Annotated in this window: 11 protein-coding genes and 1 pseudogene; 2 read left to right on the forward strand and 10 right to left on the reverse strand. The window is 71.6% G+C overall.

Annotated features, from left to right (window positions below; all coding sequences use genetic code 11):
- Positions 1-163: 163 nt before the first annotated feature.
- Positions 164-490 carry a hypothetical protein gene (locus IT40_RS25135; RefSeq protein WP_036760896.1) on the forward strand — a complete coding sequence of 109 codons (327 nt, stop codon included), beginning with the start codon at positions 164-166 and terminating at the stop codon, positions 488-490.
- Here IT40_RS25135 and IT40_RS28110 read toward each other — a convergent pair.
- From IT40_RS28110 to IT40_RS25155, 5 genes are all read right to left on the reverse strand, one after another.
- Entirely contained in the window at positions 487-642 is a 156-nt protein-coding gene (locus tag IT40_RS28110; RefSeq protein WP_157034108.1) for a hypothetical protein, read from the reverse strand. The two genes, IT40_RS25135 and IT40_RS28110, sit on opposite strands and share 4 nt — an antisense overlap.
- A gap of 154 nt (positions 643-796) precedes the next feature.
- Positions 797-1,981: an amino acid aminotransferase gene (locus IT40_RS25140; RefSeq protein WP_036760899.1), complete on the reverse strand. Its 1,185-nt coding sequence runs from the start codon at positions 1,979-1,981 to the stop codon at positions 797-799.
- Positions 1,981-2,841: a 3-mercaptopyruvate sulfurtransferase gene (gene sseA / locus IT40_RS25145; RefSeq protein ID WP_036760900.1), complete on the reverse strand. Its 861-nt coding sequence runs from the start codon at positions 2,839-2,841 to the stop codon at positions 1,981-1,983. The genes IT40_RS25140 and sseA overlap by 1 nt, the downstream gene beginning before the upstream one ends.
- 65 nt (positions 2,842-2,906) lie before the next feature.
- Positions 2,907-3,377, reverse strand: a complete 471-nt coding sequence (gene smpB, locus IT40_RS25150; protein ID WP_036760902.1) for an SsrA-binding protein SmpB — start codon at positions 3,375-3,377, stop codon at positions 2,907-2,909.
- Between the two features lie 48 nt (positions 3,378-3,425).
- Positions 3,426-3,893: a low molecular weight protein-tyrosine-phosphatase gene (locus tag IT40_RS25155; protein WP_036760904.1), complete on the reverse strand. Its 468-nt coding sequence runs from the start codon at positions 3,891-3,893 to the stop codon at positions 3,426-3,428.
- 88 nt (positions 3,894-3,981) lie between these two features.
- On the opposite strand from IT40_RS25155, the gene IT40_RS25160 reads away from it, so the two are divergent.
- Positions 3,982-5,643: a thiamine pyrophosphate-binding protein gene (locus tag IT40_RS25160; protein ID WP_036760906.1), complete on the forward strand. Its 1,662-nt coding sequence runs from the start codon at positions 3,982-3,984 to the stop codon at positions 5,641-5,643.
- A 439-nt stretch (positions 5,644-6,082) separates the two neighbouring features.
- Here IT40_RS25160 and IT40_RS25165 read toward each other — a convergent pair whose 3' ends face one another.
- The 5 genes and pseudogenes from IT40_RS25165 to IT40_RS25185 all read right to left on the reverse strand — a co-directional run bounded on the left by IT40_RS25165 (position 6,083) and on the right by IT40_RS25185 (position 10,757).
- On the reverse strand, positions 6,083-7,507 hold the full coding sequence (locus IT40_RS25165; protein WP_036760908.1) for an inorganic phosphate transporter: 1,425 nt from the start codon (positions 7,505-7,507) through the stop codon (positions 6,083-6,085).
- Positions 7,504-7,971 (reverse strand): NUDIX hydrolase, encoded by a 468-nt coding sequence (locus IT40_RS25170; RefSeq protein ID WP_036760910.1) that lies wholly within the window; start codon positions 7,969-7,971, stop codon positions 7,504-7,506. The genes IT40_RS25165 and IT40_RS25170 overlap by 4 nt, the downstream gene beginning before the upstream one ends.
- Positions 7,968-8,399 carry an alternative ribosome rescue aminoacyl-tRNA hydrolase ArfB gene (arfB, locus tag IT40_RS25175; RefSeq protein WP_036760911.1) on the reverse strand — a complete coding sequence of 144 codons (432 nt, stop codon included), beginning with the start codon at positions 8,397-8,399 and terminating at the stop codon, positions 7,968-7,970. The genes IT40_RS25170 and arfB overlap by 4 nt, the downstream gene beginning before the upstream one ends.
- Positions 8,400-8,501: 102 nt before the next feature.
- Positions 8,502-9,611 (reverse strand): annotated as a pseudogene (locus IT40_RS25180) (transglycosylase domain-containing protein); the annotation flags it as partial.
- Between the two features lie 84 nt (positions 9,612-9,695).
- Entirely contained in the window at positions 9,696-10,757 is a 1,062-nt protein-coding gene (locus tag IT40_RS25185; RefSeq protein WP_052096321.1) for a YcjF family protein, read from the reverse strand.
- Positions 10,758-10,835: the final 78 nt, after the last annotated feature.

Consider the following 10,835-nt stretch of genomic DNA (forward strand, 5'->3'; position numbering starts at 1 on the left):
GGTCGATCCCGTCGAGGCCGCCACCCGCCCCGCGCGCGAGGCGCTGGTCGGCGCCGCCACCGAGGCGGCGACCATGCCCGTGCGCGATGCCTTGCACGTGAACCGCCCCCTGCCGCGGCCCGCGGCGCCGTGACCCGCAACCCCTTGCCCTGAAGCCCTTCGCATGAACCGCACCGAATTCATCGTCGCCACCGCGATCATCCTGTTCGCCGCCTTCATGCTGGGCTGGTTCGCAAGCTGGCTGATCCACCGCCTGTCCCGCGTCACCCGCGCCGAGATGGGCGAACTGGAAAGCATGGCCCAGCAGCTGCACGAGGCCGAGGAGGAACGCGACCGCGCCGTGGACGCGCTGGAGACGCGCGAGGCCGACCTGGTCGCCCGGCTGTCCCGCACCGAGGCCGAGCTGCGCGCCCGGCAGGCGCAGCTGCACGAAAGCCTGACCGAGATCGAGGAACTGCGCGCCTATATCGACCGCAAGCTGGGCCGCTAGCTTCCGCCCAGGCCGAACCGGCTGCCGATCCAGCCCGCCGCCGAGGAAGCCGCCGCCACCGTCCCCGAGGCCGCGCGGCTGATCGAGGCGCGGACCGAGTTCTGCTCGTCCAGCGCCCGCAGGATGCGCTCAATGGCCAAATTTTCTTGCATTGCAAGCTTTTGCGCGAATTGTTCCGCGACAACTCCAGCGGTGCGCCTTGGCGCCGCAACCGGGTTTCGCGCAAGGGCGGCCTGTCCAGATCGGCCGGCCAGAACGAAAAAAGGGCGCCGTTTCCGGCGCCCCCCTTGCGATGGCTGCGGTGGCTTAAACCCCCGCCTCGATGATGGCGCGGGCCAGGATCGGGATGGTGCTGTCGTTCAGCCCGGCGATGTTGATGCGCGAATCGCCCACCATGTAGATGCCGAACTCTTCCTTGATGCGCTTGACCTGCTCGGGCGTGGCGCCCAGGCGCGAGAACATGCCGCGATGCTGGGCGACGAAGCCGAAACGGTCCGAGCCGCTGAGGTCGCGCAATTCGCCCGCCAGTTGCTCGCGCAGGCGCAGCATGCCGCCGCGCACCGCTTCCAGCTCGGCCATCCAGTCGGCGCGCAGCTCCGGCGTGTTCAGCACGGTCGAAACGATCTTGGCGCCGTGGAAGGGCGGGAAGGAATAGGTCTGACGGTTCAGGAAGGCCATGGCGCCCTGCGCCAGATCGCGCGTCGCCGCATCGGCGCACAGCGCCAGCAGGCAGCCGGTGCGTTCGCGGTAGATGCCGAAGTTCTTGCTGCACGAGGCCGCGACCAGCACCTCGGGGATGCGCGAGGCGATCAGCCGGGTGCCGGCCGCGTCCTCTTCCAGCCCGTCGCCGAAGCCCTGATAGGCCAGGTCGATCAGCGGCAGCGCGCCGGTCTGCTCCAGCACCGAGGCCACCTCGGCCCATTGCTCCAGCGTCAGGTTGGCGCCGGTCGGGTTGTGGCAGCAGCCGTGCAGCAGCACAACGTCGCCCTTTTTCGCCGTGGCGATGTCGGCCTTCATGCTCTCGAAATCCACGCCGCGGGTCTCGGCGTCGAAATAGCGGTAGGTCTGGACCGGCAGGCCCATGAAATTCATGATCGAGACATGGTTCGGCCAGGTCGGGTCGCTGACGAAGACCCGCAGGTCGGGGTTCGCCATGCGCGCCAGCTCCAGCGCCTGGCGGATGGCGCCGGTGCCGCCGACCGTGGCCAGCGTCGCGGTGGTCTCGGGCTTGAGCCCGTCGCCCAGGATCAGCTCGCCCATGGCCTTGTGGAACTCGGGCTCGCCGGACAGGCCGGCATAGGTCTTGGTGGTCTCGGTCTCCAGCATGCGCTGTTCGGCGGCATGGACGGCGCGCATGATCGGGGTGTGGCCGGTCGCGTCCTTGTAGACCCCCACGCCCAGGTCGATCTTGCCCTGGCGGGGATCGGCCCTGAATTCGCCCATCAGGGCCAGGATCTTGTCGGGGGCCTGCGGTTTCAGATTGCCCAGCATCACGCGTCTCCGGTTGCGATTTTAAGGTCGGGGAAGCTGCCCCATTCGGTCCAGCTTCCGTCATAAAGCGAATGGTCCCGGTGCCCGATCCGTTCGAGCGCCAGGAACAGCGAGGCCGCCGTCACTCCCGAGCCGCAGGTGGTGATCACCGGCTTCGACAGGTCCACCCCCGCCGCCTCGAACTCGGCCCGGAGTTCGGCGGCCGGCTTCAGCGTGCCGTCCGCGTTGTAGAACCGGCCGAAGGGCAGGCTTTTCGAGCCGGGGATGTGGCCCGAGCGCAGGCCGGGGCGCGGCTCGGGCGCCTCGCCGCGGAAGCGTTCGGCGGAACGGGCATCGACGATCTCGTGATCGGCCAGCTTGCTGGCCGCCGCGACCTGGGTCACGTCGCGCACCAGCGCCGCCTGGCGCTGCACGGTGATGTGGCGGTCGCGCAGGATCGGCGGCATGTCCTCGATCTCGCGGCCCTCGGCCAGCCATTTGCCCAGACCGCCGTCCAGCACCGCCACGTCCTGCTTGCCCATCAGCTTGAAGGTCCACCAGACCCGCGCCGCCGAGCGCACCGGCGAATTGTCGTAGACCACCACCTGATGGCCGTCGCCGATGCCCATGGCGCGCATGCGGCTGATGAACATCTCGGGCTGGGGCGCCATGTGCGGCAGCTCGCTGCGCTTGTCGGCGATCTCGTCGATGTCGAAGAAGCGGGCGCCGGGGATATGAGCGGCCATGTATTCGGCCCGCGCGTCGCGGCCGGGTTCCAGGAACCAGGTGGCGTCGATGATGCGCAGGTCGGGATCGTTCAGATGGGCTGCCAGCCAGCCGGTCGAGACCAGCACCTTGGGATCGTCGGAATCGGTGGACATCGGCCTTCCTCCCGCGCGCGCAGAAACGACACCGATGTAACCGCAGCCGCGCGGGGCGGCAAGGCTTAACCCTGCTTCAGCAAACGCTGTTTTTGCCGGTTCCAGTCGCGCTTGGCCGCGGTTTCGCGCTTGTCGGCGACCTTCTTGCCCTTGGCGACGCCGATCTTCAGCTTCACCTTGCCGCGGTCGTTGAAATACATCACCAGCGGTACCAGCGTCATGCCCTCGCGCCCGATGGCCTGCCACAGGCGGGCCAGTTCCTTGCGCGAGACCAGCAGCTTGCGGCGGCGCCGTTCCTCGTGCCCGAAGACGCCGGCCTGCTTGTAGGCGGCGATATAGGCGTTGATCAGCCACAGCTCGCCCTGTTCCACCGAGGCATAGCTTTCGGCGATGTTGGACTGGCCGGTGCGCAGGCTTTTCACCTCGGACCCGGTCAGCACGATGCCGACCTCGAGGTCGCTTTCGATGAAATAGTCGAAGCGCGCCCGGCGGTTCTCGGCGATGATCTTGTAGTTCGGGTCGGATTTCGTGGCCATGATCGGGCAGAGATAGGGCGGGGGGCCGCGGCTGTAAAGGCCGGGCCTTCACCCTGGCCCCAGGATCAGCCGCAGCAGGGCCTGCGCCCCGGCGGTCACGTCGCGCCAGGTGGCGTCGAAGCCGGCGGCCTCGCCGAAATAGGGATCGGCGACCGCCTGCCCCCTGCGCCCCGGCACATGGTCCAGCAGCAGGGACAGCCGCGCCCGCCCCTCGGGCGGCGCAAGACGGCGCAGGGCGGCCAGGTTTTCGTGGTCCATGGCGACGATATGGTCGAAGCGATGGAAGTCGTCGGGCCCGACCTGCCGGGCGCGCAGGTTCGATATGTCGATGCCGGCCCGTGCCGCCACTGCCTGCGCCCGGCGGTCGGGCGCGCGGCCCAGGTGCCAGTCGCCGGTCCCGGCCGAGTCGATCAGCAGCCGCGCCCCCGCGGCTTCGGCCGCGGCGCGCAGCGCGGCCTCGGCCAGGGGCGAGCGGCAGATATTGCCCAGGCAGACGAAAAGAACCGATTGCGGCATGATCGACCTCGATGGACCGGCACCATCTTGCCAGTCCCGCGCAAGCTGGCCCAGACTGGCCGCAAAGAAAAGCAGGGAGACGGCGGCGATGCGGCATGGCGGGCAGATTTTGGTCGATGCGTTGAAGGCGAACGGGGTCGGGCGGGTGTTCTCGGTCCCCGGCGAAAGCTTCCTGGCGGCGCTGGACGGGCTTTACGCATCCGGCATCCAGAACGTCACCTGCCGGCACGAGGGCGGTGCGGCGATGATGGCCGAGGCGCATGGCAAGCTGACCGGGCGGCCGGGCGTGGCCTTCGTCACCCGCGGTCCCGGTGCCACCAACGCCAGCGCCGGGGTCCATGTGGCGCGGCAGGATTCGACGCCGATGATCCTGTTCGTCGGCCAGATCGCCCGCGCCGACCGCGACCGCGACGCCTTCCAGGAGGTCGATTATCGCGCCATGTTCGGCCCGCTGGCGAAATGGGTGGCCGAGATCGACCAGACCGAGCGCATCCCGGAATATGTCTCGCGCGCCTTTCACCTGGCCATGTCGGGCCGGCCCGGCCCGGTGGTGCTGGCGCTGCCCGAGGACATGCTTTCGGCCCGCGCTGAGGTGCCGGACCTGGCCCCGCCGGCCCCGCCGCTTTCCGCCGTCGCCGCGGAATCGATCAAGGCCATCGCCCAGGCGCTGGCCGGGGCCGAGCGGCCGCTGGTCGTGCCCGGCGGCACGCTGTGGTCGCAGGCGGCCGCCGACGACCTGGCGCGCTTTGCCGCAGGCTGGGGCCTGCCGGTCGCGGTGCCCTTCCGCCGGCAGGGGCATATGGACAATGCGCATCCGAACTATGTCGGCGACCTGGGCGTCGGCATGAATCCGGCGCTGGGGCAGGCGCTGTCGCAGGCGGATTGCGTGCTGTCCCTGGGCTCGCGGCTGGGCGACACGCTGACGCGCGGCTACGAGCTGATGGACCCGGTGCGCCCGCATGCGCGAGTGATCCACGTCCACCCCTCGCCCGATGAGCTGGGGCATCTGTGGCGGCCCGATCCGGGGCTGGTCGCCGATCCGCGCGCGGTGGTGGCGGCGCTGGCCGCCTTGCCCGCGCCGCGGCGCTGGGACGATTGGACCGCCGGGCTGCGCGCGGGCTACGAGGCATGGCAGCAGCCCCGCCCCACCCCCGGCGCGGTGCGGATGGAGGCGGTGGTGCGCTGGCTCTCGGACCACCTGCCGCCGGATGCGATCGTCACCAATGGCGCCGGGAACTACGCGGCCTTCATCCATCGCTATTACCGCTTCCGCCGCTTCGGCACGCAGCTGGCGCCGACCTCGGGCTCGATGGGCTACGGCCTGCCCGCCGCCATCGCCGCCAAGCTGGAACATCCCGGCCGCAGCGTGGTCTGCCTGGCCGGGGACGGCTGCCTGCAGATGACGGTGAACGAGCTTTCCACCGCCGCCCAGCATGGCGCCGCCGTCATCGTCATCGTGGCCAACAACGGCCATTACGGCACCATCCGCATGCATCAGGAGCGCAGCTATCCCGGCCGCGTCTCGGGCACGGCGCTGGCCAATCCCGATTTCGCCGCCCTGGCCCGCGCCTATGGCGGCCATGGCGAGCGGGTCGAGCGGCAGGAGGATTTCGCCGAGGCCTTCGCCCGCGCCCAGGCCGCCGGCACCCTGGCGGTGCTGGAGCTGGCGCTGGACCCCGAGGCGCTGAGCACCGGCGCCACGCTGTCCCAGACCCGCGCGGCGGGCGAGGCCGGGCTGCGCCGGGCCTGATAAGCGCGCACGCGGACGGCAAGGGCGGCCGATTGGTTGCGGATCGCGCCCACAGGGGCGGGGCCGTGGCCCGGAGCAAGCGCGGATGGTTTTCCCGGAAAGCGTCGGCCTAGGATCCGCCGATCCAGACCAGCGCGGCGGGCGACGCGGGCTGCGCCGGGCCTGATGAGCGCGCACTCGGCCGGCAAGGGCGGTCGATTGGTTGCGGATCGCGCCCACAGGGGCGGGGTCGTGGCCGGAGCAAGCGTGGATGGTTTTCCCGGAAAGCGTCGGTCTAGGATCCGCCGATCCAGACCCGCGCGGCGGGCGAGGCCGGGCTGCGCAGGGCCTGATGAGCGCGCACGCGGACGGCAAGGGCGGACGATTGGCTGCGGATCGCGCCCCCGGGGGGGTCGTGGCCCGGATCAGGCGCGGATGGTTTTCCCGGAAAGCTCCGCCCCTAGAACCCGCCGATCCAGACCAGCGCGGCCGCCAGCGCGGCGGTGGCGGGCACCGTCACCAGCCAGGCGCCCAGGATCATCCGCATGTAGGACCGGCGCACCAGGTGGCGGCGCCGGCGCTCCTCGGCGGGCAGGGGGGCGTGGCTGGCCGCCAGCCGGCGGTCGCGCCATTCGCGATAGAAGCCGACGCCGAACACGCCCCCCACCGCGACATGCGTGGTCGAAAGCGGCAGGCCCAGAAGCGAGGCCCCCAGCACCGTCGCCGCCGTCGCCAGCGAGACGCAAAGCGCGCGCGACGCGTTCAGCCGGGTGATGCGGCTGCCGACCATATGCACCAGCCGCCGCCCGAAAAGCAGGATCCCCAGCGCGATGCCCAGGCCCCCCAGCAGCAGCACCAGCCGGGCGCGCAGATCGTCGTCCCCCCCGGCCGACAGGCTGTCGAGGATGATGGTCAGCGGCGCGGCCACGTTCGAGGTGTCGTTGGCGCCATGCGCAAAGCCCATGACCAGCGCCGCGGCGATCAGCGGCACCGCCAGCAATTGCTTCATCGCCAGACGCCCGCCGGCCTCGCCGCGCGACTGCCGGTCGATGCGCCGCCGGGTATAGGCCCAGCCGAGCGCGCCGCAGGCCAGGGCCAGGCCCGCATTCGCCGCCAGGCCCGAGCCGTGCCAGGCCAGTTCCGCCACCCCCGCCAGCATGGCCGAGGCCAGCCCGACCACCACCGGCATCCAGGTGCGGGCGGCGGCGACGCGATCCTCGCGGTCCAGCACCAGCGCGCGCAGCAGCGCCATCAGCCCCGCCGCCGCCAGCCCCGAGACCAGCGGCGAGACGATCCAGCCAAAGGCGATCATCCCCATCGCCGGCCAGTTCACCGCGCCCAGGCCAAAGGTCGCCATTCCCGCGCCGGCGATGGCGCCGACCACGGAATGCGTGGTGCTGACCGGCGCGTCGAGCCAGGTGGCAAGGCTGATCCAGCTGCCCGCCGCCAGCAGCGCCGCCAGCATCATCCGCGCCGTCGCCTCGCCCTCGCCCAGGGTGCTGCCGACCAGACCCTCGGTCAGCGTGGTGGTGACGGCGCTGCCGGCGATGACCGCGCCCAGAACCTCCATCCCCGCGACGAGCATGAGGCCCGCGGTCATGCCGATGGCCCCCGCGCCCACCGCCGGCCCCAGCGCGTTGGCCACGTCGTTGCCGCCGATCGACAGCGCCAGATAGGCCGCGACCGCCAGGCCGGCCGCCAGGATGCCGATGGCCGGCTGGTCGGCGAAGAACCCGGTGCCGACATAGCTGGCCGCGGCGATGAAGATCAGCGCCAGCCCCAGCCGCATCAGCGGCCGGGCCGAATGCAGCACCGCGCGCTCGGCATTGGTGACGCGGCTCAGATCCTTGTCGAGCGTGCGGTATTCGCGGGGTTCGCGTCTCATTCCGGGGGGTGCCGCCGCTGGGCGGGCAGGCGGCGCAGGATCTGCTTCAGCCCGGTCTCGGCCACCATGCGGGCGGCGTCCTCGGGCGCGAACCAGCGGCGCCTGCGCTCATGCGCCTCGGGGAAATCCTCGTCCAGCCCCTCGACGTAAAGCGGAAAGACCCGCACCTCGACCGGGATGGCGAAGCCGCGGTCCTGGTCCTTGTCATAGTGATAGCGGCCGATCTCGGCCTCGGCGACGCGGCCCTTGACGCCGGCCTCCTCCCAGGCCTCCTGCCGGGCGGCATCGGCCAGGCTGCGGCCGGGCATGGGCCAGCCCTTGGGCACGATCCAGCGCCCGGTGCCGCGGCTCGTCACCAAAAGCACCTCGCCGGTCGCTTGGTTCAGGCACAGCGCCGCGACCTGCATGTCGGGCGGGCGGCGGCCGATCAGCCGCGCCAGCCTATCGCGGAACTGGACGATCATGCCGGATCCTCCGCGTCGCGGATGCGGCCGCGCCCGGCCTTGACCTCGCCGCGCTGGGTCTTGGCGGCCAGGCGGCGGCGCTGGCTGCCCAGCGTCGGCCGGGTCGGGATGCGCTTGCGCGGCGCGACCAGCGCCTGGCGGATCAGCTCGGCCAGCCGCTCGCGCGCAAGCTCGCGGTTGCGGGCCTGGCTGCGGGTCTCCTCGGCCCGGATCAGCAGGGCGCCGTCCTGCGTCCAGCGCCGCCCGGCCAGGCGCTTCAGCCGCGCCTTGACCGGCGGCGACAGGTGCGGCGACCGCTCGGCCTCGAATCGCAGCTCGACGGCGGTCTCGACCTTGTTCACGTTCTGCCCGCCCGGTCCCTGGGACCGGGTGAACTGTTCGGACAGTTCCCATTCCTCGATGGCGATCTGGTCGGTGATGCGCAGCATGGTGCGAATATGTCGCAAATCCCGGCCAAGAAAAGGTCAAGCGAATCACGAAGCGCGCAAATTGTCTCAGTGCAGCCGGATTGCCGCACTGGCCGAGGCGGTCGGGCGGTCCTCGATCAGCGTCTCGGGATGCGCGAGCCCGTCGTCGAAGGCCAGCCCGTAGACAAAGGGCTTCAGCGTCGAGCCGGGGCTGCGCCAGGCCCGCGCCATGTCGACGAAGCCGGCCGATGCACCGTCGGTCCAATCCGCGGCGCCGACCTCGGCCAGGATCTCGCCCGTCCGGTGGTCGGCCAGCACCACGGCCGCCGACAGCCGCCGCCCGGCGCCCTGCACGGCGCGCGCGGCCAACGCCTCGGCCCGGCGTTGCAGGCGCGCGTCGATGGTAGTCTCGATCCGCAGGGCGCCGGGATGCTCGCGCAGCAGCCGCGCGGCCAGCAGCGGCGCCAGCGCCGGAAAGGCGCGCCGCACCCGCGGCACCGGCTCGGCCATCGCCGCCCGCCCGTCGGCGGCCGAGATCAGCCCGGCCCGCACCGCCCGCGCCAGCACCCGGTCCCGCGCCGCCCTGGCGGCTTCGGGGAAACGGTCCGGCCGCCGCGCCTCGGGCGATTGCGGCAGCGCCACCAGCAGCGCGGCCTGGGCCGGGGTCAGTCGCCGCGGCTCCTTGCCGAACCATTGCAGGGACGCCGCCCGGATGCCCTCGACATTGGCGCCATAGGGGGCAAGGCGCAGGTAAAGCGCCAGGATCTCGCGCTTCTCCAGCCGCCGCTCCAGGGCCAGGGCCAGCCGCATCTGCCGCAGCTTGCCCGCCCATTGGCCGGTCGGCCCCGCCTCGGCCAGGCGCGCGACCTGCATGGTCAGGGTCGAGCCGCCCGAAACCACCCGCCCATGCCGCAGCGCCTGCCATCCCGCGCGCAACAGCGCCCGCCCGTCGATGCCGGCATGGCCCGCAAACCGCCGGTCCTCCCAGGTCATCAGCATGTCGAGAAACAGCGGATCGACCGGCCCCGCATCCAGCCGCCAGCGCCCGTCCGCGACCTGGAAGGCGCGCAAAAGCGAACCGTCCCGCGCCACCACCTCGACCCCCACCGGCACGTCCAGCCGGGGCAGGGCGGTGGCATCGACCCAATCGTCAAACCGGTCCCGCAGCCCCGCCCCGATCCCCAGGACCAGGACGCAATTCATCAGAAACAGGGCAAGGCGGCGCGTTCTCATGACCCATCAATACGCCAGGCGCGGCATGGAAAGAACCTTGGCTTCTTCGTTGCCCAAATACCCATGCGGCGGTGCAATCCGCAGCTATTTCGCCTCTTCCTCGCCAAACAGCCCCTTCAGCCCGCGCGCGATCAGGTTGCCGACGCGGGGCCGGGGCTGGTGCAGGAAGGGCAGCGGCCGGCAGACCTCCATCGCCGCGATGCCGACGCGGGCGGTCAGCGCGCCGTTCACCACCCCCTCGCCGAAGCGCTTCGAGACCTTGGCGAGCAAGCCCCCGCCGGCGACGGTATGGATCAGGTCGTCGCCGGCCGCGACCGCGCCGGTGGCGATCAGATGCGTCATCACCGTGCGCGCCAGCCGCCAGCCGCCGACGGCGCCAGCGCGGCCGCCATAGATCTCGGCCATGCGGCGGATCATGCGCAGGTTCGCCGCCAGCGCCGCGATGACGTCGGCCAGCGCCAGCGGGATCAGCGCGGTCGCGGCGGCGACGGTGCGGGCGGCGGCCTCGATCTCGCGCCGGGCCTGCTGGTCCAGGGCGGCCAGCAGCTCGGTTTCGGCCAGGGCGATCAGCGTCTCGGCGTCATAGGCGTCGCCCTTGCGCTCGCGCAGGCGGCCGAGCCCCCATTCCAGCTCGGGTCGGGCGCGATACAGGCCCTCCATCCGCGCCACCACATGCTGCGCGGCCTTCAGGTCGCCCGAGGCCAGCGCCGCCCCGGCCGCGCGGTTGATGCCGTCGATGGCGGCAAAGCGCGACCAGGCGCGGTATTCGCGCCAGGCCATGCCTAGGGCGGCCAGGCAGAACAGCACCATCAGCGCGATGCCGATCCAGCCCAGCAGCGGATAGCTGTTCAGCAGGTCGGTCAGATAGCGCAGCGCCGCCACCGACAAAAGGAAGGTGAACAGCGCCACCCCGGTATTGATGAAGAACCGCGTCAGCCGCGACGGCCCGCGCCCGACCAGCCGCGCCACCAGCTGCATGGTGCGCGGCTGCGGCAGGGGCGGCAGCCCGTCGTCGATCATCGGCGCATCGGCGGGCGGGGGCGCGGGGTGGGGATGGCGCTGTAGTGTGTGCCGGAGGCCCCGGGCGGCGGCTGATTGTGGGGGTCTGGGGGGCGGGAAGGGGCCTACCCCCCGCCGATCTCCTATGTCCCCCCCCCGCTCGAGGCGGTGCGCGGGGCGGGGGGGTCGGGGTTGGGTTTCACCTTGCTGGTGATGGGCCCGCCT

The organism is Paracoccus versutus (genome assembly GCF_000763885.1).
Lineage (GTDB): Bacteria > Pseudomonadota > Alphaproteobacteria > Rhodobacterales > Rhodobacteraceae > Paracoccus > Paracoccus versutus.

What these genes read in the sequence shown, in the direction of transcription:
- IT40_RS25135 (WP_036760896.1), top strand. Translation starts at nt 164, where the DNA reads ATGAACCGCACCGAATTCATCGTCGCCACCGCGATCATCCTGTTCGCC.
- IT40_RS28110 (WP_157034108.1), bottom strand. Translation starts at nt 642, where the DNA reads ATGCAAGAAAATTTGGCCATTGAGCGCATCCTGCGGGCGCTGGACGAG.
- IT40_RS25140 (WP_036760899.1), bottom strand. Translation starts at nt 1,981, where the DNA reads ATGCTGGGCAATCTGAAACCGCAGGCCCCCGACAAGATCCTGGCCCTG.
- sseA (WP_036760900.1), bottom strand. Translation starts at nt 2,841, where the DNA reads ATGTCCACCGATTCCGACGATCCCAAGGTGCTGGTCTCGACCGGCTGG.
- smpB (WP_036760902.1), bottom strand. Translation starts at nt 3,377, where the DNA reads ATGGCCACGAAATCCGACCCGAACTACAAGATCATCGCCGAGAACCGC.
- IT40_RS25155 (WP_036760904.1), bottom strand. Translation starts at nt 3,893, where the DNA reads ATGCCGCAATCGGTTCTTTTCGTCTGCCTGGGCAATATCTGCCGCTCG.
- IT40_RS25160 (WP_036760906.1), top strand. Translation starts at nt 3,982, where the DNA reads ATGCGGCATGGCGGGCAGATTTTGGTCGATGCGTTGAAGGCGAACGGG.
- IT40_RS25165 (WP_036760908.1), bottom strand. Translation starts at nt 7,507, where the DNA reads ATGAGACGCGAACCCCGCGAATACCGCACGCTCGACAAGGATCTGAGC.
- IT40_RS25170 (WP_036760910.1), bottom strand. Translation starts at nt 7,971, where the DNA reads ATGATCGTCCAGTTCCGCGATAGGCTGGCGCGGCTGATCGGCCGCCGC.
- arfB (WP_036760911.1), bottom strand. Translation starts at nt 8,399, where the DNA reads ATGCTGCGCATCACCGACCAGATCGCCATCGAGGAATGGGAACTGTCC.